The organism is Streptomyces sp. NPDC091412 (genome assembly GCF_044756885.1).
In the GTDB taxonomy this organism is placed as follows: Bacteria; Actinomycetota; Actinomycetes; order Streptomycetales; family Streptomycetaceae; genus Streptomyces.
In genome coordinates this window covers 26,128-46,960 of record NZ_JBIVTV010000019.1, presented here as the reverse complement: position 1 = coordinate 46,960, position 20,833 = coordinate 26,128, and the positions used below count along the sequence as shown (strand labels likewise).

Annotated in this window: 17 protein-coding genes and 4 pseudogenes; 7 read left to right on the top strand and 14 right to left on the bottom strand. The window is 70.3% G+C overall.

Annotation, left to right across the window (positions count from 1 at the left end; all coding sequences use genetic code 11):
* Positions 1 to 12: 12 nt before the first annotated feature.
* Positions 13 to 534, top strand: a pseudogene (locus tag ACIQMV_RS31980) (DUF3626 domain-containing protein); the annotation flags it as partial.
* Between the two features lie 229 nt (positions 535 to 763).
* Here the strand turns inward: ACIQMV_RS31980 and ACIQMV_RS31975 are convergent.
* The gene (locus ACIQMV_RS31975) at positions 764 to 1,366 is read right to left on the bottom strand and encodes a hypothetical protein (RefSeq protein ID WP_402596705.1); all 603 of its coding nucleotides are present in this window, start codon (positions 1,364 to 1,366) and stop codon (positions 764 to 766) included.
* A 709-nt stretch (positions 1,367 to 2,075) separates the two neighbouring features.
* Between ACIQMV_RS31975 and ACIQMV_RS31970 the strand changes: the two genes are divergently transcribed.
* Complete coding sequence (locus tag ACIQMV_RS31970; protein ID WP_402596704.1) at positions 2,076 to 2,603, top strand: DUF6584 family protein; 528 nt, start codon at positions 2,076 to 2,078, stop codon at positions 2,601 to 2,603.
* Between the two features lie 102 nt (positions 2,604 to 2,705).
* A pseudogene (locus ACIQMV_RS31965) lies at positions 2,706 to 3,377 on the top strand (transposase family protein); the annotation flags it as partial.
* A 35-nt stretch (positions 3,378 to 3,412) separates the two neighbouring features.
* Here ACIQMV_RS31965 and ACIQMV_RS31960 read toward each other — a convergent pair.
* Positions 3,413 to 4,420: an NAD(P)/FAD-dependent oxidoreductase gene (locus ACIQMV_RS31960; RefSeq protein ID WP_402596703.1), complete on the bottom strand. Its 1,008-nt coding sequence runs from the start codon at positions 4,418 to 4,420 to the stop codon at positions 3,413 to 3,415.
* Between the two features lie 195 nt (positions 4,421 to 4,615).
* Positions 4,616 to 5,162: pseudogene (locus tag ACIQMV_RS31955) on the bottom strand (IS5 family transposase); the annotation flags it as partial.
* Between the two features lie 251 nt (positions 5,163 to 5,413).
* Between ACIQMV_RS31955 and ACIQMV_RS31950 the strand changes: the two are divergent.
* Both ACIQMV_RS31950 and ACIQMV_RS31945 read left to right on the top strand, forming a co-directional pair.
* Positions 5,414 to 5,752: a hypothetical protein gene (locus ACIQMV_RS31950; protein ID WP_402596702.1), complete on the top strand. Its 339-nt coding sequence runs from the start codon at positions 5,414 to 5,416 to the stop codon at positions 5,750 to 5,752.
* A gap of 146 nt (positions 5,753 to 5,898) precedes the next feature.
* Positions 5,899 to 6,537: pseudogene (locus ACIQMV_RS31945) on the top strand (RHS repeat-associated core domain-containing protein); the annotation flags it as partial.
* Positions 6,538 to 7,016: 479 nt separating this feature from the next.
* Here the strand turns inward: ACIQMV_RS31945 and ACIQMV_RS31940 are convergent.
* Positions 7,017 to 7,199, bottom strand: coding sequence for a hypothetical protein (locus tag ACIQMV_RS31940; RefSeq protein WP_402596778.1), 183 nt, complete (start codon positions 7,197 to 7,199; stop codon positions 7,017 to 7,019).
* 47 nt (positions 7,200 to 7,246) lie between these two features.
* A complete protein-coding gene (locus ACIQMV_RS31935) occupies positions 7,247 to 8,059 on the bottom strand; it encodes a class I SAM-dependent methyltransferase (RefSeq protein ID WP_402596772.1) in 813 nt (270 codons plus the stop codon).
* 675 nt (positions 8,060 to 8,734) lie between these two features.
* Here ACIQMV_RS31935 and ACIQMV_RS31930 point away from each other — a divergent pair.
* The gene (locus ACIQMV_RS31930) at positions 8,735 to 10,420 is read left to right on the top strand and encodes a ribonuclease J (RefSeq protein ID WP_402596701.1); all 1,686 of its coding nucleotides are present in this window, start codon (positions 8,735 to 8,737) and stop codon (positions 10,418 to 10,420) included.
* Between the two features lie 963 nt (positions 10,421 to 11,383).
* Here the strand turns inward: ACIQMV_RS31930 and ACIQMV_RS31925 are convergent.
* Entirely contained in the window at positions 11,384 to 11,872 is a 489-nt protein-coding gene (locus ACIQMV_RS31925) for a GNAT family N-acetyltransferase (protein ID WP_402596700.1), read from the bottom strand.
* A gap of 341 nt (positions 11,873 to 12,213) precedes the next feature.
* On the opposite strand from ACIQMV_RS31925, the gene ACIQMV_RS31920 reads away from it, so the two are divergent.
* The gene (locus ACIQMV_RS31920; protein WP_402596698.1) at positions 12,214 to 12,990 is read left to right on the top strand and encodes a BTAD domain-containing putative transcriptional regulator; all 777 of its coding nucleotides are present in this window, start codon (positions 12,214 to 12,216) and stop codon (positions 12,988 to 12,990) included.
* Positions 12,991 to 13,079: 89 nt separating this feature from the next.
* Here ACIQMV_RS31920 and serS read toward each other — a convergent pair whose 3' ends face one another.
* The 8 genes from serS to ACIQMV_RS31880 all read right to left on the bottom strand — a co-directional run bounded on the left by serS (position 13,080) and on the right by ACIQMV_RS31880 (position 20,766).
* Positions 13,080 to 14,387, bottom strand: coding sequence for a serine--tRNA ligase (serS, locus tag ACIQMV_RS31915; RefSeq protein WP_402596697.1), 1,308 nt, complete (start codon positions 14,385 to 14,387; stop codon positions 13,080 to 13,082).
* Positions 14,388 to 14,423: 36 nt separating this feature from the next.
* Positions 14,424 to 15,917, bottom strand: coding sequence for an APC family permease (locus tag ACIQMV_RS31910; RefSeq protein ID WP_402596696.1), 1,494 nt, complete (start codon positions 15,915 to 15,917; stop codon positions 14,424 to 14,426).
* Between the two features lie 135 nt (positions 15,918 to 16,052).
* Entirely contained in the window at positions 16,053 to 17,270 is a 1,218-nt protein-coding gene (locus ACIQMV_RS31905) for a beta-ketoacyl-[acyl-carrier-protein] synthase family protein (protein WP_402596695.1), read from the bottom strand.
* On the bottom strand, positions 17,270 to 17,500 hold the full coding sequence (locus tag ACIQMV_RS31900; protein WP_141363406.1) for an acyl carrier protein: 231 nt from the start codon (positions 17,498 to 17,500) through the stop codon (positions 17,270 to 17,272). Before ACIQMV_RS31900 ends, ACIQMV_RS31905 begins: the two co-directional genes overlap by 1 nt.
* Before the next feature lie 74 nt (positions 17,501 to 17,574).
* The gene (locus tag ACIQMV_RS31895) at positions 17,575 to 18,612 is read right to left on the bottom strand and encodes a beta-ketoacyl-ACP synthase III (protein WP_402596693.1); all 1,038 of its coding nucleotides are present in this window, start codon (positions 18,610 to 18,612) and stop codon (positions 17,575 to 17,577) included.
* Positions 18,609 to 19,589 (bottom strand): VlmB-like protein, encoded by a 981-nt coding sequence (locus ACIQMV_RS31890; RefSeq protein ID WP_402596692.1) that lies wholly within the window; start codon positions 19,587 to 19,589, stop codon positions 18,609 to 18,611. The genes ACIQMV_RS31895 and ACIQMV_RS31890 overlap by 4 nt, the downstream gene beginning before the upstream one ends.
* Complete coding sequence (locus ACIQMV_RS31885; RefSeq protein WP_141363400.1) at positions 19,586 to 20,215, bottom strand: flavin reductase family protein; 630 nt, start codon at positions 20,213 to 20,215, stop codon at positions 19,586 to 19,588. The genes ACIQMV_RS31890 and ACIQMV_RS31885 overlap by 4 nt, the downstream gene beginning before the upstream one ends.
* A complete protein-coding gene (locus tag ACIQMV_RS31880) occupies positions 20,212 to 20,766 on the bottom strand; it encodes a hypothetical protein (protein WP_141363398.1) in 555 nt (184 codons plus the stop codon). The genes ACIQMV_RS31885 and ACIQMV_RS31880 overlap by 4 nt, the downstream gene beginning before the upstream one ends.
* Positions 20,767 to 20,833: the final 67 nt, after the last annotated feature.

The window sequence follows — 20,833 nt, the reverse complement described above, 5'->3', positions numbered from 1 at the left end:
GGTATCCCACGCCTGACCAGCTGTTCCGGACCAGTCGCGGACCAAAGCCCCGGCTCACCCGTCAGGAGCGACACCCTCAACTTCCACCCGGACCGCCTGCTGCAGGGCCGGCCCGTCCTGGACGCCATGGTCGAAGCGGGCGCCTACTGCTCGCAGTTCGTCACCGGGACCAGCAACGGTGGACTGACGGCGTATCCCGGCGGCGACCGGTGGCGCTGGGAGAGCCGAATCTTCAATAGGGCGTACGACGAAGCACCTGCTCATGAGCGGCCGGTCTACGGGGCGTTGGACGTCCGCCGCAAGCCGGTCGGCGGTGCGCCGCGGTTCGGCTCCGCGCACGTTCGGCTGGCTGCCGAGACGCTGGCGCGGACAACGTTCTGCTACCCGGACAGTCTCCTTGAACCTGCGGACTTCGCTATCGCGGACCGCATGGGGCTCACCGAGCTCGCCCTCGCCGACCGTCAGGACGATCTCGACGATTACATCGAGGCACAGGTGCATGGGCCGGTGAGACCGCACTGCCATGCGGAGGCGCCATCACGGCGTTGAACTGCCGCCGCAGATCGGGAATCGGGCCCCGCTCACCGAGCGGGAGGTACGGCTCGACCAGGGCCCACTCGCCGTCCGTCAGATCACCGCGTGCCATTCCCCCGGCCTACCAGGCCCCCGGAACACGATACAGGCGAATCCGCAATCCCGTGATCTGAACTCCGAACACGCTCCAAGGGGCCTGCTGCCCGCCGACCCTGTGCGGCGTGCCGACTCAGAAGCAGGGGTGGAATGCTTCGGTGGTGCCGGCGGTGGTGACAAGGCCCGTACCCTGGTCAAGGACCACGATGGTGGCTGGATACGGCCCGCTGTCGCAATGGAGGTCCACAACCTGCTGCCATCCCTGCAGGGTGCCGGCGGCGTCGGCCGTCAGTCGGCCCAGCGAGACCGGCCCGCTGGTCCCGGCACTGTAGAACCGCACCGTGCCGTAGGGCGTGAGCCCGCTGCCGGTGGCGAACAGGCGACCGCCGGTCGGAGACAACGTGGTGGTGACGGACACCCCACCGCGCGGCGTCGCACCCGGATCAGCCAGCCGCAAGGCGGCGTTGGCGTTGTCGCTGCTGGCCTGGTCGCGACTGTTTGGCGGCACGCACACATGATCCGAGGGCCGCGTTGCGCGCCAGACGAAGCCCGGCTTGCAGGTGTCCGGGCCGTAAATGCCGCCGTTCGGCTCGCGGCGTGAGGGGCCCAGCGCGTTTTCCGTCGCGGTCTGGGTGCGGATCGCCGGCGTCACGCAGACTTGGTCGCCCGGGTACGCGTCCCGCCACACGTAGCCCGCGGCGCAGGTGTACGGCCCGTACGGCAGGTCGGCTGCCATGGCGGATGAGCTTGTCGCCATGAGGCTGGCCAGCAGCGCCGCCGCCGCTATCAGACATGCCAACACTCGCCGCGGGTAGCCGGAGTCCGCTGTCTCCGCGGCCCTTCCTTTGCCTCGCATACGTCCTCCTCGGTCAGCACGGCTCAAGCGGTCGCCGGGACCCCCCGTGAGGCCCAGAGTCGGGCAAAGCCGCCGGGGTATCCGGTGATCGCCCGATGTCTGTGCACCTGTGCGCCCGACCTCCGCAGTGGGGTGTCGATCCGGTCGGAGCAGCATCTGCTGGACTATGTGCTGACTGTGAGGGGCCGTTATGCGTTCTGTCTACCCTGTTGCACTATTCGCGGTGCTCGTCTGCCTTGTGCTGGCAAGTGTGACGCCTGCGGTGAGTCCGGTTCCGAGGTTGGAGGCGCTCGGGCTGAGCTGATGCCGCTACGGGCCATACGTTCGTCTGGCTCGAACGGCTGGTGACGGTGCGGCTACGGCTGTCACGGCCTGGTGACCGGTGGCCGGGCCTGCTGCCGGGGTGGCCGGCCATGGGGAACATCGGTACAGCCGTTGGCGCTGAGAATGATCACGGTCGGCTAAGGGCTGTCCCGTAACTGGCGGTGTCCCGTCTCAGTGAGGTTCAGCCGATGCCGTTAAGAGCGAGCGAGTGCTGAGCGACGAAACCAGGTCGACGTAGGTCAGTGCGGTACCCGATCATGCGTTCATGCCTCTGCGAGAGACCCTTGCCCGAGTCGATGCAGACCTGGCCGCCGGCCGGGTTCCCGTCGCGCGCCAGCGCCTGCGCGGTCTCATCTCTTCCTTCCCGCACGACCTGACGCTCCGCCGCCGTCTGGCCGAGGTGTACCGGCTCTACGACGACGCCGCCGAGGCTGGACGCTGGATGTACCTCGAAGAGGACCGGAACGCCGACGAGACCGCTGCCTTCGAGGCGCGGTACGGGTCTCCCGGGTGGCGGATGAAGGCCCTTGCCTGGCAGGGCCCCGAGGCGAAGGCCGCCACCGCTTTCGCGGAGGGGCAGCTGATCGCGGTGCGGACCGCCTACGCCGAGGAGTTGGGGCACCCCGTCGACTGGGACGACCCCGCCTCCTACCGGGACGACCTGGAAGGGGAGTACGAGGCGCCCTCCGAGCCGTGGACGGTCGGCGGTGTGCTGGCGTGCGTCGGCTGCCTGGTGGCGGCCCTTGCGTTCCTCGCGATCTGGGTGAACGGACTCGTTGCCCTCTTCGACTGAGTCAGGTCACCGGGGCTTGTGAGGAGCGCCGCTCAAGGTTCGGTGAGACCGTCCAGAACTGCCGTGAACGGGACCCCCGGTGACGAGTGAAATGATCTCGCGGTGTCTGGTGTGATCACGGCTTCGGAGCCGTCCTGGATAGCCCCGTTCACCGGGCTGCGCCCGCGGGCCTTCGGGAAGCTGGTGACCGTGCTGCGGCGCGAGGGTGCGGACGCGGTTCGCAAGGGCCGGCCGTGGAGCTTGCCGCTGGAGGACCGGGCACTGCTGGTCGCAGCTTACTGACGGACGAATCTGACCATGCGGCAACTCGCGCCGCTGTTCGGGGTGTCCAAGCCGGCGGCGGACCGGATCATCGACCACCTCGGGCCGATGCTCGCTCTCCAGCCCCGCAAGCGGTTCCGCAAGGACACGGTGCTGATCGCGGACGGCACCCTGGTGCCCACCCGCGACCACACCATCGCCGAGCAGTCCAAGAACTACCGGTACTCCACCAACCACCAGGTCGTCATCGACGCCGACACACGACTTGTCGTGGTGGTCGGCAGTCCCCTGCCCGGCAACCGCAACGACTGCAAGGCGTGGGAGGAGTCCGGAGCGAAGGCCGCCGTCGGCACGACCGTGACGATCGCCGACGGCGGCTACCCGGGCACCGGGCTCGTGATGCCCCACCGCCGCCGCCCCGGCGAGGAACTGCCCGACTGGAAGCAAGCGCACAACAAGTCCCACAAACGGGTCCGTGCCCGCGTCGTCGCCGCAGTAATGGCCGTAAAAACAACCGTTTGTGAGAGTCGCCCACCACATCGGGATCGTCAGAAGCGATCCGGGCGGCAACCTGACAGAGCCGACTCAACGGTTCCGTCGACCAACTCCCGTGCGACCAGGCGGCCCACGGCCGCGGCGAGCGTGACCGCCGAGTGCATCACTGCCAAGTACAGGCCGGGGACCTCGGCGACCGGGCCGACGATCGGCTCACCGTCGGCCGGCATCGGGCGCACTCCGAGTCGGGTGCTGAGCAGCTCGACGCTCCCGGCGCCATGGAAAGTGGACCGGACGGCGGCAAGGGTCCGTTCGGGCGAGTCCGCGGCGGCGATCAGCCGGTCCGCGGCGACCTGCCGAAGATCGAAGTCCTCGGTGTTGACCACGGTGCGGACCAGACCGGCCGGGGCGCGGAGCCGGAACAGCGGGCACGGCGACGGTTCGACCGGGACGCGCACGCCGAGCGGCGCGCCCAGCGCGGCCGTGGCAACTCCGGCCGCCAGTACCACCGTCGCACCGGAGAGGGGTCCTGATGTCGTCTCAACCCCGGCGATCCGGCCCTCCGTGTCCCGGTGGACCGCGGTAACCGGCGTGTCCAGATGTACCCGAGCTCCATGGGTGCGAGCGCCCGCGACCAGCCGCTCGGTCACGCCCACCGAGTCAACAGCGCCGTCACCCGGCGCCCAGACAGCCCACTCCGGAGGCTGCCGAAGGGCGGGCTCGAGCGTCGCCATGGTGGCCGCGTCCACGATCGTCTGCCCGGGCCCGGCGTCCGGCGCACTGTCCTGCCTGTTCCAGCTCAGCGAGCCGGACCAGGTCACCGGGAGTCCCGGCAGCTCGGCCCCGAGTCGATGGTACTCCGCCGTTGCGGTGGCCCGCAGTCCGGCGGCCGGACCTTTACGCACGCCAGACGCGCCGACCCAGGCGAACGAGTCCGCCGTCACGCCGGCGCCTGGCCGCCCGGCGTCGACCAACGTCACGGTGGCGCCCGCCCGGGCGGCATGATAGGCCACCGATGCGCCGACAATGCCGGCGCCGACGACGACCAAGTCCCTACTCACCGGTGGGCTCAACACGTTCGCGACCTTAACGTCAGCAGCGTCCGCCCGTAAACGAGATTGAGACGCGGGACACTGGGCCGCCCATCCGCAGGAGCCCGCCGAAGCCGAGCGCCTCGCCCGGATTGGCACTCCGTACCTGCTCTGCCTCCGGGCCGGCCACGAGCTGGAGGATGCGCGGGAGGTAGCGGGGGCTTGTCAGGCTGCCAGCCTGCGGTAGCCGATCGAGGTGGCGGCGATCCCCGCGAAGGCGAGGAAGTGCTCGGCCTTGCGCTCGTAGCGACGGTGCAGGCGTCGGCACCCGGGCAGCCACGCCACCGTGCGCTCCGCCGTCCAGCGATGGCGGCCCAGCCGCTGGGAGGACTCGATGCCCTTGCGGGCGATGCGCGGCGTGATGTTCCGGGAGTGGAGCCACTTCCGCGGTGGTCGACGTACCCCTTGTCGGCATGGGGCTTGGCGGGCCGTCGTCGACGTGGTCCGCGGCGGGAGCGGATCGGTGGGATCCCGCGCACCAGGGGTTCCAGTCCCTGACTGTCGTGGGTGTTCGCGGCCGAGATCCCGATAGAGAGGGGCAGACCGGTCCGCTCAGTGATCAAGTGGATCTTCGAGCTTTTCTTGCCGCGATCGACAGGATTCGATCCCGTCAGCTCCCCCCTTTCAGGGCCCGCATGTTCACCGAGTCGATCGCCCACCTCGACCGGCCCAGGTCTCCGCGCGCGCCGAGTTCGTCCAGGAGCAGCCGGTGGTGACTTCATAGGAGCTTGTGCAAGAAGCCCCGTCACTGTCGTGTCCACCCGTCCTGACCGGCACGTGCTGCTCTGTCTCCGCGATGAGAAGGCAGCACGGGCCTTCCCTCGTGATGGTGGATACGCGTTCGCGTGTGCACCATCACGAGGGAAGGCCCAAAACCCTCATTGTGTGAGCCCTGGAACCGTGCACCGTGCCATCGCGTCTGTCGCGGGCATGAGCAGAAGGACCACGGGACGGACCACGGGCATGAACCCAAAGACCAGAGGTGCCGCCGGATGTCTCCTCGCCGGCCTGGGTGCGACAACCGCGCTGCTTGTTTGGGCGCCGCGGGCCGCGTTCAGTATCGACGGCGGGTTCGAGGGCCATGCCCGCGATCTGAGCGTGCTCTTCGTCGATCTGCCGCTCATCGTGCTCGGCGGCGCCCTGGTTCCGCTCTTCGCCTGGACGCTGACCGTGCGATGGGTGCACCGTCCCTGGGCCGCGGTACTCGCCGCCGTGGCCGCACTCGCGCTCGGGGTGTGGGGGCTCACCGAGTGGTGGACCCCTCGCCAGCAACCGGACCCCGGATACGGACCCGGGATCTGACTCCGGCGCCGTCCGGCGGGGTGTGAGGGCGGAGCGCGCCCGAAAGATCGTGTAAGTCCGTGATGTGACAGCCTGATCGAGGCTCGGCCTCGGGCCCTGCCGACACCTCCGTCGCCCCGACCGTCCTCGACACCGACGAATACGGCAACCACCGCACCACCAGCGCCTCCGCCCACTACGCCTGGCACGGCGCCCAGCAACGCTCCAGCGACGCCCTGTCCGGACTCGTCCTCGTGGGCGTACGCCTCTACGACCCCACCACCGGACGCTTCCTGAGCACCGACCCCGTCGCCGGCGGCAGCTGCAACGCCTACGACTACGCCTGCGCCGACCCCCAGAACGCCAGCGACCTCACTGGTACCCGCATCAAGTCCCGCACCCAGAAGGGCTGCACCAAATACGCCTGCGTCACTCTGAAGCGCGCCTGCGACAGCAGGCATCGCTGCTCCATCAACTTCTGGGTCAGTTTCCGCAAGAAGTTCAAGACTGCCTACATCGAGACATTCGTCTGGACCATCTACAGCAACGGCTACTACGTCAAGAAGAACAGCTACTCGCACTCCGAGTTCGGCAGCTACACGTTCCACGGCTACCGGTACAGCAACCGAGGCAGCGCGGCGAACGACCGCGGCTGGTTCTGGTGCATCAAGGGCGTCGTCAGCTGCCGCATGGACCCCGGAGACTCCGTCCTTCTCGAAGTCCACGGAATCGCCTGGCTCCTCGGCGGCATCAAGGTCTACTACACCCTCGGCGAACACTTCTCCGGAGGCGGCCGATACGCATAAGGCACGCCCAAGCAGCACGTAGCACAAATCAGATGACCAGCACCAACTAGCATGCGCAGACGGCCAGTTCACGGCGAACGCGTGTCGTCCCCGCTCCTGCACACCAACAAGGCCCACACCTCCGATGAACTCCGCTCCCGCCCCGCCCACCACGTCGAAGCCGTGGCAATGTTCCAGGCCCGAACCGAGGACACCTGTCGGGCTGATGTGGATGCGGATGCTCTGCCTGGGGCCAGGGGCGGCTTGTCCGAAGCCGGTGAGCGCTTCGGCGAGAGCCGCAATGGCACTGTTGCAGTCCGCGTCTGTCGCGGTCGCGGTGTCTGCGTCATCCCCGTCCGCGTCCAGCACGGGCGCTCCCCAGAGCACTTCCAGCGTTTCGGCGTGCAGCCGCATGACCCCGTCGGCGGTGTCCGGGAGCGTGATGGCTGTGTCACTTTGTGAGGGCTCTGGTCCACTTTGTGTGGTCGCGTGACTCTCGGTTACGCCAACAGGACTCGTTTGCGCAGGAGCTCGAATCCTGCGTGGCCGAACATCTGGCGCTTGAGCATCTTGATCCGGTTGACATGACCCTCCACGACGCCGGAGTTCCAGGGCAGTGTGAGCCCTGCGGTGACGGCGTCGAGGTCGCGTTCGAGGTGTTGCGCGCATGAACCTGCCTCCACTCATCAGGCCCCCTTGGAATCGATCATCCAGGGAACCGGGAGGCGCTCTACCGGCGGACCGCCGAGATCAGCCCGCCGGGCCGCTCCTCGCGCTGCGGCGGGGTGTTGATCGGGCGGCCGTAGGCGGCAGCGCGCTCGCGCAGGGTGTGGCTGTCGGCCTCCCAGCCGTGCCCGGCCAGCCAGCCCACCGGGTCGTCGGGCATCTCCGAGACCCACATGGACGCCGCCGATCCCGGCGCGGCGTCCGCGCCGAAGCGCTCGATCACGCCGCGCGAGCCCAACGTCAGCCCCATCCGACTGCCTGCCGCCGACTGTGCGCTGATCCGGGCCAGCAGCAGCTCCACCGCATCCTCGGGCAGATAGATCAGTAGTCCTTCGGCGATCCACGCGGTCGGCACGGCCGGGTCGTGCCCTGCGGCGGCCAGCGCGCCTGGCCAGTCCTCACGCAGATCCACCGCGACGGTGATCCGCTCGCAGCGCGCGACGGCCCGCTCCTGGCGCAGCACCGAAGCTTTGAAGTCCAGTGGGGCGGCGGTGTCGACCTCGAACAGCCGGGTGCCCTCGGGCCAGTCCATCCGGAAGGCCCGGCTGTCCATGCCGGCGCCGAGCAGCACGACCTGCCGGACCCCGGACGCGGAGGCCTGCTGCAACAGGTCGTCGAGGAACTTCGTCCTGATGACGATGGAGTACGACACGGCCAGCCGGCGACGTCGCGCGGCCTCGTCATCGGGCGGCGGCGAGGAGGGCCACAGGCCGCCGGCGGTGGCGAAGGCCTGTGCCAGTGAGTCGCGGAACAGCGCGTTCTCCCGCTCGGTCTCCAGCGCCCGCACCCTGGCCACCCCCACCGCCGTGGCCCACACTCCCGACGGCTGCACCCGCTCCTGCTCATCAGTCACCGCGCCAGCCTAAATGATCAATTCCAAGGGGCCTGATGAGCGGGGCCAGGTTCATTCGCGGCCAGCCGGTCATGCGCGCACTGACCGCCTCCGACCACTAAAACCACCATGAGGCGAAGATCAACAGTCACCCTCCGTACGCGACCACACAAAGTGGACCAGAGCCTTTGTGAGGGAGTCATTTGGAGGTGGTTCCGGGAGTCACCTCGCACGGCTCAGCGAGATCAATGTCAGTGAGTTTCGATGGCACTGAGGTTTCCTCAGCGGTGATCACTTCCAGATTCTGTTGAGAGCGAGGGCGGCGCGGGCGATGTCGGGGGTGGAGCAGGTCGACATCACGTTCAACCTCGATACTTCAGCGGCCATGAGCATGCCCGGGCTGTCGGTTCGCCCTGCTTCTTCTGTGTGATCGCGGGCGAGGTGCTCACCGCCCGCGCGACCCGTGAAGCCACCCACGCCGGCCGTAGCGGGCGCTGCGGCCGCGGCTGCCCTCTTGTCTTGGGGCCAGAGCAGCGGACAGATCGGACGGATGCCGACCTGAGCGCCAGTACGTCTTCATGGCGGCGGGTCGTATCGAGCGCTCGTTGGAGCACGCAGGCAATGGATCACCCCGTCCCGCTCTCCAGGTACCGTCAGGGTATGAGTCATCCGCACCCCGAGCTGAAAGCCGCCCCGCCCCTTCCCGAAGGAGGGCTGCGGGTCATCGCCCTGGGCGGCCTAGGTGAGATCGGCCGCAACATGACCGTCTTCGAGCACGCGGGCAAGCTGCTCATCGTCGACTGCGGCGTGCTGTTCCCCGAGGAGACCCAGCCTGGCGTGGACGTGATCCTGCCGGACTTCACCTCGATCCGGGACCGGCTGGACGACATCGTGGCCGTGGTCCTCACCCACGGCCACGAGGACCACATCGGCGGCGTGCCGTACCTGCTGCGCGAGCGGTCCGACATTCCCGTCGTCGGCTCCAAGCTGACGCTGGCGTTCCTGGAGGCCAAGCTCAAGGAACACGGCATCCGGCCCCGCACGGTGCGGGTGCGGGAGGGCGACCGGCGTGGCTTCGGGCCCTTCGACTGCGAGTTCGTGGCGGTCAACCACTCCATCCCCGACAGCCTCGCGGTCGCGATCCGCACCCGGGCCGGGATGGTGCTGCACACCGGCGACTTCAAGATGGACCAGTTCCCTCTCGACGACCGCATCACCGATCTGCGCGCCTTCGCCCGCCTCGGCGAGGAGGGCGTGGACCTGTTCCTCACCGACTCCACCAACGCCGAAGTACCCGGCTTCACCACCTCCGAGCGAGAGCTGAACCCGGCGATCGAGCAGGTGATGCGCACCGCGCCGCGCCGGGTCATCGTCTCCAGCTTCGCCAGCCACGTGCATCGCATCCAGCAGGTCCTGGACGCTGCCCACCAGCACGGCCGCAAGGTCGCCTTCGTCGGCCGGTCGATGGTCCGCAACATGGGCATCGCCCGTGACCTGGGCTATCTGAAGGTCCCCTCCGGTCTGGTCGTGAGCACGAAGGAGCTGGAGAAGCTCCCGGACCACAAGATCACTCTGGTGTGCACCGGCTCCCAGGGCGAACCGATGGCCGCGCTGTCACGGATGGCCAACCGCGACCACATGATCCGCATCGGCAAGGGCGACACCGTCCTGCTCGCCAGCTCCCTCATCCCCGGCAACGAGAACGCCATCTACCGGGTGATCAACGGACTCACCCGGTGGGGCGCCCACGTGGTCCACAAGGGCAACGCCAAGGTGCACGTCTCCGGGCATGCCAGCGCCGGCGAACTCGTCTACTGCTACAACATCGTCAAGCCCCGCAACGTCATGCCCGTGCACGGCGAATGGCGCCACCTGCGGGCCAACGGCGACCTCGCCATCCGTACCGGTGTCGACCCCGACCGGGTCGTCGTCGCCGAGGACGGCGTCGTCGTCGACCTCGTCGACGGGCGCGCATCCATCACCGGCAAGGTCCCCGCCGGCAACGTCTACGTGGACGGCATGGAAGTCGGCGGCGCCACCGAAGCGTCCCTCAAGGACCGCCTCACCCTCGCCGCCGAAGGCGTGGTCACGGTGGTGGCGATCGTCGACGCAGACACCGGCGCCCTCGCCGAGGCCCCCGACTTCCTGGCCCGCGGCTTCGTGCACGACGACACCACCTTCGAGCCGGTCATCCCCGTCATCGAGAAGACCCTGGCCACCGCAGCCGAGGAAGGCGTCGGGGACGCGCGCCAACTCGAACAACTCGTCGCCCGCGCCGTGGCGAACTGGGCGTTCCGCACCTACCGCCGCAAGCCTCTCATCATCCCCGTCATCATCGACGCCTGAGCCGCAGCCCGGCAGCACGGTCCCCGGTTCCGGTCGCGGCCCCGCCGGCATTGAGGTCGGGCACGGGAGTCAGCTGCCACCCCAGCAGGCCGGGGTGGCAGCACTTCACATGATGAGTCATCGGGAACACGTCCCAAAGGCTGGAGGCGCGAAAACCCGCAGTTCAACGGGGGGCGTCCCACCTTGGGGGCGGTCTCTGGGGTGGCCGGAGCGTCAAACGAGCGTCACGGTCACGCCAGGCGACGGGGTGCAGGACCTCGCCCACCTGTACCCCACCGTCACCCGCGACAAGACCACCGGGCACGACCGAGGCGACCACGTTCGCCGACGGCGTCACAGCACCACCTCATCGACCAGATCGAGCAAGCAGCCCGTGAGAGGGATCGGGCGCTTGGCCGAGGGAATACCGTTCAAGGGCACTGTGGGGCCATGGCATCCGCCCGGCACCGGGCTTGGCCCGGGCCCCTCGCGCACCCGGGACGGCACCCTGAGCACCAGCGAGCGGCGAGGAGGTCACCGTGAGCGTATGCGGGCCTGACGGGGACGGTGGACCGACCACTCGTGCTCCGGAGAACGGGGATGGCCGGGGAAGGGCGATGACCTTGGGGGGACGCCGGCGGCGGAGACCGCAGCGCCCGTGGAGTCACTCGACGTGGTCGCGCGCATGCTCAGGGAGCGCTGACGGTGGACTGTGGCCACTTCGTCTTGCAGATCAGGGTGGTGTGAAACTACGTGTTTACAGCGGCCGACCTCGATCGTGTGTGGAGCGAGCCGAGGTGTGCGCGATTTCGATGGCCCTGGGAGTGCCGGAGGTGAGGAAGTCGCCGGGAGAGGCCGTCGGCGCAGGCGATCCCCCCGCCAGGGCAGAGACGACGGCACACACGGAGCGCGCGGCGTCCAGCGGCTCCTGCATGCCGGCCACCCTGCAGGCGAAGCCGGTGCCCTGCGAACCGGCACACCGCGTCATTCCGAAGGAATGCGAAACTCGAATTCGGGACGGTCCCACGGCACGGCGGGCGGGTTCGCGAGCGCGGTCCCGATCCGCACTGCACCGACGCGGTGGTAGAAGTCCTCGGCGGGAAGATGCGAGACGACCTTGACACGGTCGAGCCCGGCGGCACGGGCTTCGGACTGCATGTGAGAGACGAGCAGTCGTCCAATACCCCGTCCTTGCGCTTCGTCGACGACGAACAGCAGGTCGAGCTCCGGTGGAGCCAGGACGAGCGAGTAGAAACCGAGGACCCGGCCTCCATGCTCGTCGGCGCCGACGGCCACGAAGGCGCGGTGGGCCTCGATGTAATCAGGACCGACCCGGTAGCCCGCGACTGCGGCTGCGTACTTACCCTCGTAGGCGCCTGAGCCACGCACGAGCCGCGTGAGCCGTTTGGCATCCCGCGCGACGGCCCTCCGTATCGTGATCGGCTGACTGATCGGGGAAGTGCGTGACCTCATCGGGAGAGTATTTCGCACCGGGGAGTGCTTTCATACGGCGGGTCGGCTGCTCGGGCCCGGGCAGGCGTTCCTGCACCGCGCCCGGGAACCACTCGCCCAGGCCCCGATCGAGCAGATGGCCGAACCCACCGGCGACAAGGGTGGTCCGAGGGGCGAGCCGACCGTTCTCCGGAATGTGGACAGTGGCCACCCCGTGCGCGGCAGGAACGGCCCGTATCCGGTGTCGAGCCGGACTCTAGGTCGCCCCTACAGACTGCGACCGCTTCCGGGAAGAAACGGAACGGGCGGCGTGAAGCCGCAGGCTGCGACCACACGGGAGGGTTCTCTTGCAGTTCCGGATCTTGGGCACGCTGGCAGTCGGCATCGGTGGCGCGTTCCACGCCGTTCCGGGGCTCCGGCAGCGTTGTCTGCTGGCGAGCCTGCTCATCCAGGCTCCCGCGGTAGTGCACGTCTCGACGTTGTACAGCGAGCTGTGGGGCGAGGAACCCCCAGCCACCGTCGAGAACGCGCTCCAGGCACATGTGTCGCGACTGCGACGCACACTGGTTCAGCTGGCGGGCGACCCGGCGGCGGACGTGCTGCGCGCCCGGGGCTCCGGATACAGCCTGGACGTGGCACCGGAGGACATCGACCTCAACCAATTCCGCGGATACATACGCCAATCCCACCAGGCGATGGAGACCGAGGAGCTGCCCGCCGCCCTGGAGCTGCTGGACCGGGCGCTCGGGTTGTGGCGAGGGGCTCCGCTGGGTGACGCCGCCGCCGGACCGCTGTGCCAGAGCGCGGCCACGGAGTGGGAGGAGGAGTACCTGTCAGCGCGGGAGGACGCCTTCTGGCTGCGCATCCGCGCGGGAGAGCCGATGAGGGTGGTCGGAGAGCTGAAGCGGATGAGCATCGCCCACCCGTGGCGAGAGCGGATCACCGAGCTCCTCATGGTGGCGCTCTACCAGAGCGGGCGCCAGGCCGAGGCGATCGGTGTCTACAACGCGGCCCGGCTGCGGCTGATCGACGAGCTGGGCATGGAGCCGTCGCCGAAACTGCGCCGGCTCTTCCAGCAGATGCTCAACCAGGACCCGGGCCTGCACGGCTCCACTGCTCTGCTGCGCCAGAGCGCCTGACCGGCCGCGGACGACGAGGGCGCGGGCCTGCCCGGAAGTGCCCGGCAGGCCCGCGCTGGTGGCGCGTCGGGCGAGGGCCCACGCGGGGGCTACTCGGTGCCGCCCCCGGGCAGCAGCCGGCAAAAGCCGGTGTACGCGGCCAGGGCCTCCGGCAGCACCACCGAGCCGTCCGCCTGCTGCCCCTGCTCCAGCAGCGCGGCGACGGTCCGCCCGATCGGCAGGCCGGAACCGTTGAGCGTCGCCGCGGTCTTCCGGGCACCGCCCGTCCGGTAGCGGATGGCGGCCCGGCGGCCCTGGAAGGTGCCGCAGTCCGACACCGAGGAGATCTCGCGGTAGCTGTCGCTGCCGGGCAGCCACACCTCGACGTCGTACGTCTTCCGCGCGGAGAACCCGATGTCGCCGGCCGGCAGCAACACCACCCGGTAGGACAACTCCAGTCGTTTCAGGCACACTTCGACATGAGCGAGCATCAGCTCCAGCTGCTCCGCGGCGTCCTCGTCCCGGCAGACCCGGACCAGCTCCACCTTCTCGAACTGGTGCAGCCGCAGGATGCCACGGGTGTCACGGCCGTAGGACCCCGCCTCGGCCCGGTAGCACGGGGTGCGGGCGGTCATGGCCAGCGGCAGCCGACGCTCGTCGAGCACCTCCCGCGCCACCAGGTTGGTCAGCGGCACTTCGGCGGTGGGGATCAGAAACATCTCCCGGCCGCCCACCGATGTGGCGAACAAATCCTCCTCGAACTTCGGCAGCTGCCCCGTGCCGGTCATGGTCTCCCGGCTGACCAGGTGCGGCACCGCGTACTCGGTGTACCCGTGCTCCTGGGTGTGCAGGTCGAGCAGCAGGGAGCACAGGGCCCGTTCCAGCAGGGCGCCGGGACCGCGGCTGACGCTGAACCGCGCCCCGGACAGCTTCCCCGCCGCCGCTGAGTCCAGTACACCCAGCCGCTCGCCGAGGTCGGCGTGGTGCCGCCCGAGGCCGGGGCCCGAGCCGCGTCGCGGGCCGACCCGCCGCACCTCCACGGCCTCCTTCTGGCTGAAGCCGTCGGGCAGGTCGTCCGACGGCAGGTTCGGCACCGTCAGCAGCAGCCGCTCCGACTCCCGGCCGGCCTCCCGAGCCTCGGCCTCGGCGGCCTGCACCCGCTCGCGCAGGCGCCGGTTGCGCTCACGCGGATCCTCTCCCGCCGGGTCCGCCGCGTCCGCGGCTTGTGGCCCGCCGGCCCGGTGCGGGCCGCGAGACGCCTTTTTCAGCTCGGTTCGCAGCCCGTTCACCGCCTCCAGCGCGGTCAGGCGTCGCCGGTGTGCCGCCCGCAGCGCGTCGAGGTCGAGCGGGTAACCGCGGCGGGCCAGCCGGCGCACCGCCTCCGGACCGTTCTCGATCAGCTCGCGTACATCGTGCACGTCGTTCCCTCCGGATCACGTGAACAGGGGCCGGTGTCAAATCGGTTCGGAGACAGTGGCGGGAGGATGGGCCGGCGCGGCGATGTCCGTCCGGTCCGCGTCGGGGGCGACATGGGCGGTGGCCAGCGCCCGGTAGCGCTCGGGGGCGACGGCCCGCAGCCGCAGCGCCCACAGCACGCCCAGCACGGCCACCAGCACGATCACCCACGGCAGCCGCGTGACGACGCCACCGGTCGCCCCGGTCAGCACATCGAAGTTGCCGACCACCAGCCAGAGGGTGGCGGTCAGGCCGGCGAGGCCCAGCAGCGGCACCACCGTGCCCCGCCACCAGCCCAGCCGAGTGCCCTTGCGGCGCAGGGCCACCGCGGACAGCGCCGACAGCGCCTGCAGGGCGACGATCCCGACGGTGCCCAGGCCGAGCATGCTGGTCGTCATGTTCGCGTACGGGTCCAGACCGCCGGCCGCGAACGCGACCGCGGCGACGGCGCACATCGCCACCTGCGCGACACCGGCCAGGTGCGGCGAGCCGAACCTTGGGTGCAGCCTGCCCAGGAACGCGGGCAGCAGGCCGTCGTCGGCCATCACCTGCGCATACCGGTTGGCGGCACTGTGCAGCGCCAGGGTCGCGGCGAACAGGCTGGAGCAGAGCATGATCTGCAGTACGGTGCTTCCGGCGGCGCCGAGGTAGTCGTCGCCCAGGTTGAAGAAGAGGTCGCCGAGCTGCTTCCCGGCGGTCTCCCGCACCTGGCCCGGGCCGATCGCCCCGACCGCCGCCCAGCTGGTGAGCGTGTAGAAGCCGGAGATCAGCACCGCGGCGACGCAGGTCGCCCGCGGCACGCTGCGGCGGGGGTTCCGCGCCTCCTTGCCGTACAGGGCTGCCGACTCGAAGCCGATGAACGAGACGAAGGCGAACATCAGCGAGACGCCGAGGCCGGGGCCGGTGGCAGCGTGCCAGGAGAACGAGCTGCCCGGCAGGGCGTGCACACCGTGCCGGGCCAGTACCGCCACGTCCAGGGCGGCCAGGATGCCGATCTCGGAGATCATCAGCACCGCCAGCACCCTGGCGCTAATGGCGATGTCCCGGTACCCCAGGACGGCGACGAGCGCCAGACCTATCGCGCAGCACCACTCCCACGCCAGGTGCACCCCGTGGTCGGACAGCACCAGGCTGGTGAAGTAGCCCAACGCGCCGACCAGGCCGATGGTCGCGCAGTTGTAGGAGACCACCGCCGTCCAGCCGCTGCCGACCGCCGCGGGCCGGCCGAGGCCGTCGGCGATGGAGGCGTAGAAGCCGCCGGAGCCGCCGGTGCGGCGGGCACTGAGCGTGTACCCGACGGAGAAGCACACCAGGGTGACGCCGGCGAACAGGAACGCGGCGGGGACGCCTTCGGCCGTGCCGATCGCGAACGCCAGCGGGACGGTGCCGACCATCGCGGACAGCGGTGCCGCCGCAGCGACGATCAGGAAGACGATATGGCTGGTGGTCAGGGGTCTGGTGGAGGCGGACGAGGATGGGCTTCCGGCGGTCATGGTGTGCTCCTGGGATCCGGGGTCGCCGTCGGTGGCGCGCGGGCGGGGAGCCCGGGCGCGGGGAGTGGGACAGGGAGGGGCCGCCGACCGTCCAGCCGGGCGGCGGCCTTTCCGTCGTGGGCCGGCCGGGCCGGGTCAGGCGGCCGCGAAGGCCAGCACGGCGTTCTGCCCGCCGAATCCCATCGAGCTGCTCAGCGCGAGGTCGAAGCGGGTCCCGGTGGCCGTGGCGGCCACCTTGACCTCGCAGGCGGGATCGGGGACATCGAGGTTGGCGGTGGGCGGCACCACCTGCTCCTCCAGACTGAGCACGGTGAACGCGGCCTCGACCGCCCCGGCCGCGCCGAGCAGATGGCCGGTGACGCCCTTGGTGGAGGTCACCAGCGGGTCGCCGAGCACGCGGTGCACCACCCGGGCCTCGGCGAGGTCGTTGAGCCGGGTGGCGGTGCCGTGCGCGTTGACGTGCCCGACGTCGGAAGGCAGGCAGCCGGCGTCGGCGAGCGCGGCGCGCATCGCCGACTCCAGTCCGATCCCGTCCGGATGCGGAGAGGTGACGTGGTGGGCGTCGGCGGAGGCGCCGTATCCCGCCACCCCGGCGCGGACCCGGGCGCCGCGGGCGCGGGCGTCGGCAGACCGCTCCAGGACCAGCACCCCGGCGCCCTCCCCGGCCACGAAGCCGTCGCGGTCCGCGTCGAACGGGCGGGAGGCGGCGGCCGGGTCGTCGGTGCGCCGCGACAGCGTGCCCATGCGGGCGAAGCCGGCCATCACCAAAGGCGTGATCATGGCCTCGCTGCCGCCGGTGAGCACCACGTCGCACCGGTCGAGGAGCAGCAGATCGCGGGCAACACCGATGGCCGTGGTCCCGGACGCGCAGGCCGTGGCCACCACCAGGTTGGGGCCGGTGGCACCGAACTCCATGGCCGTCTGGCCGGCCAGCATGTTCGGCAGCTGCATCGGCAGCAGCAGCGGGGAGACCCGGTCCGGTGAGAGCTCCACCAGCACCCGGTGCTGGTCCTCCACGGTGCCTGGTCCGCCGTCGGCGCAGCCGAGCACCACGCCGACCCGGGCGCCGTCCCAGGTGGCCGGGTCCAGGCCGGCGTCGGTGATCGCCTCGCGCGCCGCGACCAGCGCGAACTGGCTGAAACGGTCGAGCCGGTGGGCCCGGCGGGCGCCGAGCAGGGAGTCCGGGTCCCAGTCCGGCACCCGGCACGAGATGCGTACCGCGTTGCCGTCGAGGGCGGGGTCGAGCGCCGCGGCCGGGCGTCCGGCGCGCACGCCCGCCCAGCTCGCGGCAGTGCCGATCCCGGCCGGGGTGACCAGGCCGAGACCGGTGACGGCGATGGCGGTGTCGGCCATCACACCCGTGCGCTCCGCTGCTCGATGAGCGCCACCATGTCCCCGACGGTCTCCGCCTCCAGCAGCTCGTCGTCGGAGACGGACACCCCCAGCTCGGTCTCCAGGACGAGCGACAGCTCGACGACGGCGAGCGAGTCCAGCTCGATGTCCTCCCGGGTGGCCTCCGGGGTGATCTGCTCGGGCGTGACTTTGAGCTTGTTGACCAGGATTTCCTTCAGCTTCTCGAACATGACGTGCTCGCCTCCCGTGTGACAGTGCGTGGGATGTGCCGGTGGGCGGGGAAGGGGCTCGGCCCCGGCCCGGCTCACAGCTCGGGCCAGGTGAGGGTCGCCGCGCCCCACGCCAGGCCACCGCCGAAGGCGGTCAGCAGCAGCCGGTCGCCGGCCGTCAGGCCGCCGTCGGCGGCACTCTGGTCCAGGAGCAGCGGGATCGAGGCACCGCCGGTGTTGCCGACGTGCTCGATGTTGGAAAGCTGTCGCTCCCGCCCGATGCCGAGCCGTTCGGCGACCGCGCCGAGGATGCGGGCGTTCGCCTGGTGCGCGGCGAACCGGTCGACGTCCTCCGGCCGCCAGCCGGTGTCGGCGAGCGAGCGCAGCGAGGCCGCGGTCATCCGCTCCACCGCGTGCCGGTATGTGGCCCGGCCCGCCATCTGGAAGAACTCGTCGCCCGGCTGGGGACGGACACCGGAGGAGCGTTGGCGCGAGCCGCCGGCCGGCACGGCGATGAGGTCGCTCAGCTCGCCGTCACTGCCCAGCACCACCGAGCCGAGCGCGCCCGGCTCGTCCGCCGTGCCGGCCCGTAGCACCACGGCGCCGGCGCCGTCGGCGAAGATCACCGCCGTGCTGCGGTCGTTCGGGTCGATGATCGTGGTGAACGCGTCCGCGGCGACGACCAGCACCCGGTTGGCCAGGCCGCAGGCGATGAATCCGGCGCCGGCGGCCAGGGCGTACAGGAAGCCGGTGCACACCGCCGCCACGTCGAAGGCCGGCACCCCGCCCAGCCCCAGTCGGGCGGCCACTGCCGGGGCGGTCGCCGGGCAGGGGTGATCGGGTGTGGTGGTGGCCAGCACCACGGCGTCGACCTGCGAGTCCTGTGCCGATTTCAGGGCCCGCCGGCCGGCCTCGACGGCGAGGTCGGAGGTGGCGGTGCCCGGGGTGACGACATGCCGTGAGGCGATGCCGGTCCGGGTGCGGATCCATTCGTCGGAGGTGTCCAGCCGGGCCACCAGATCGTCGTTGGTGACCACCGTCGGCGGTACGTAGCCGCCGACCCCGGTGATCACGGCCGCCCGCCCGGCGGGGGCGCCGAAGGATGGGCCGACGGGGAACGTCGGCGCCGTCACGGACGCTCACTCCGTCCCATCGCGTCCGCGGGCAGGCCCATGTACGCCATCCGGCTCGCGGCCATCTCGTCGGTCCACTGCTCGGCCATGTCGTAGCGCTGCTCGGGAGTGGTGTCGAGCAGCCGTACGCCCGGCCAGACCTCGTAGTCGCCGATCAGTTCGGCCTGTTCCAGCATGCCCTGTTGGAACAGCTCCTCGCGGTGGATGACGTAGGGCCGGTCCGGCACCCGATCCCACAGCTCGGTGCCGGCCGCGAGGATCTCCAGCAGCCGCGGCGTGTACTCGGGGTGGTCGCGGACATGGTCGCGCAGGATGGTGCTGGCCACGGTCAGATGCCGGATCTCGTCGATCGCGGTGCCACGGGAGATCTCCTGGGTGGCCTCCGACAGCGGGGTCCACTTGCGCTCGCTCAGCTCGGCGGCCGGGGCGAGCACGCCCTCGATGACGATGGCGAAGACGGCCACCCCGCCGTGGAAGTCACCCTGGTCGCGGATGATCTCCAGGGTGAAGTCCTCCACCGGCTGGAGCACTTCGCGCCGGTACTCGGTGGCCATCTCCTCGATGTCGGCCAGCAGCGTCCGCTCCGGCAGGCCCAGTTCCACCAGGTGGTTGCGGAACACCCGTGCGTGCCGGGCCTCGTCCATCAACTGGGTGGCGTAGAACTCCATCTCCGGGATGCCGGGGGCGTGCGAGACGTAGTGGCCCAGCAGGCGGGTGGCGATCTCCTCCGACAGGCTGCGGAAGCCGAACTCCAGGACCAGCGCCTCACGCAACGGCCCCGGCCTGCGCAGGAACTCCGGCACGCCGGCCTTCTCGTGGTGCCCGGTGGCGCCGCGGTCCCGCAGGGTGCCCTGCGCGACCTCGGTGAACCAGTACGCGAGGTTGCAGCGGTCCGGGCCGAGGGTCAACTCCTTGGCCCCGTCGAGCAGGCCGGGGGCGGTGTCCCAGTCGGCCTCTTTGGCGGTGAACACATTCATGAGGGCACGTTCTCCTCGACGGACGTGGTGAGTGGCAGGCCGGGCGGCGCGAGAGACAGTCCGACGTCGATCGGTGCCGGGTCCGCGCCGAGCGGGGCGCCCTCCTCGTTCTCCGCGACCGGGATCAGCGTGCCGGCGAAGATCTCCCCGGAACAGCTGATCAGCGGGTCTCCCTCGGCGGTGTCGGCGTGGACGACCGCACCGAGCAGCACCTCGTGGTCACCGACCTGGAAGCGGCCCACCACCCGGCAGTCGTAGTGCGCCAGCGCGGCGTGGAAGAGCGGCGCCCGGGAGTAGGCGGCCGGATGCCAGTCGATGCCCCGGAACTGGGCGGCGCCGTCGGGCCGGGCGCTCCCGGCGAAGTGGCGGGCCAGCCGGCCCTGCTCACCGCTCAGTACATTGACCGCGAACCGGCCCTCGGCGGTGGCGAGCTTGGCCAGCACCGAGTCGGGCTTCAGGCACACGCCCAGTACCTGCGGGCGGCGGGAGATCCGGGTCACCGTGCTGACAGTGGTGCCGTGGCGGCGGCCTTCGTGTTCGACGGTGAGCACCGACACCGGCGTGGCCAGCCGGCGCATGGCCCGGTCGTGGGCGCTCCAGCGCTTGCGCAGTGTCACGTTCCTCATCGGGTCGCCCCCCGGCCGGTCGGTACGGTCTCGCCGAGCGTGCGGGCGGCGGAGCCGGCAATGTGCCCCACGGGGACCGGGTCGCTCGCGTGACCGACCGGCTTGGGGTGCTTCAGCCCCAGGTCGTCCAGCAGCCGCAGGTATCCGGGCTGGCGGACCGGCTCGAAGGGCAGCGCGAAGGGCTTCATGAAGTTGCCGAACAGACCGCGGTCGCCGAACAGATGGAAGGGCAGCACGAGCAGCGCCCACTCCGGCTCGACCAACCAGCACCACAGCGCGGCGACGGCGCCTTGGGTGATCAGGCTGTGCATGACGTTGTAGGCGACGTAGTAGCCCTTGTGGATGGGGGCACCGCCGGAGCGCCGGAAGGCGATGGCTCCGGGGATGTAGCCGATCAGGTCGATGTAGAGAAACAGCCCGATGGCGGGCAGCCAGCGGATGTCGGCGAAGTGCCAGATGATCAGACCGGTCGTCACCGCCAGGCCGACCAGGTACTCGGCGCGGTGGAGCGAGAAGGTCTTCGGCGTCTCGAAGGGATTGGCTTGGTCCACGGTTGAACTCCTGTGTGAGTCCGGGGAGGTGTGCGGTGCCGGAGGCGGGCCGTCCGCCCGCCGCCGA

Excerpts from the sequence above, each read along its gene's own strand:
- ACIQMV_RS31975 (WP_402596705.1), bottom strand. The coding sequence starts at position 1,366 with ATGGCAGCCGACCTGCCGTACGGGCCGTACACCTGCGCCGCGGGCTAC.
- ACIQMV_RS31970 (WP_402596704.1), top strand. The coding sequence starts at position 2,076 with ATGCCTCTGCGAGAGACCCTTGCCCGAGTCGATGCAGACCTGGCCGCC.
- ACIQMV_RS31950 (WP_402596702.1), top strand. The coding sequence starts at position 5,414 with ATGAACCCAAAGACCAGAGGTGCCGCCGGATGTCTCCTCGCCGGCCTG.
- ACIQMV_RS31930 (WP_402596701.1), top strand. The coding sequence starts at position 8,735 with ATGAGTCATCCGCACCCCGAGCTGAAAGCCGCCCCGCCCCTTCCCGAA.
- ACIQMV_RS31925 (WP_402596700.1), bottom strand. The coding sequence starts at position 11,872 with ATGAGGTCACGCACTTCCCCGATCAGTCAGCCGATCACGATACGGAGG.
- ACIQMV_RS31910 (WP_402596696.1), bottom strand. The coding sequence starts at position 15,917 with ATGACCGCCGGAAGCCCATCCTCGTCCGCCTCCACCAGACCCCTGACC.
- ACIQMV_RS31905 (WP_402596695.1), bottom strand. The coding sequence starts at position 17,270 with ATGGCCGACACCGCCATCGCCGTCACCGGTCTCGGCCTGGTCACCCCG.
- ACIQMV_RS31900 (WP_141363406.1), bottom strand. The coding sequence starts at position 17,500 with ATGTTCGAGAAGCTGAAGGAAATCCTGGTCAACAAGCTCAAAGTCACG.
- ACIQMV_RS31890 (WP_402596692.1), bottom strand. The coding sequence starts at position 19,589 with ATGAATGTGTTCACCGCCAAAGAGGCCGACTGGGACACCGCCCCCGGC.
- ACIQMV_RS31885 (WP_141363400.1), bottom strand. The coding sequence starts at position 20,215 with ATGAGGAACGTGACACTGCGCAAGCGCTGGAGCGCCCACGACCGGGCC.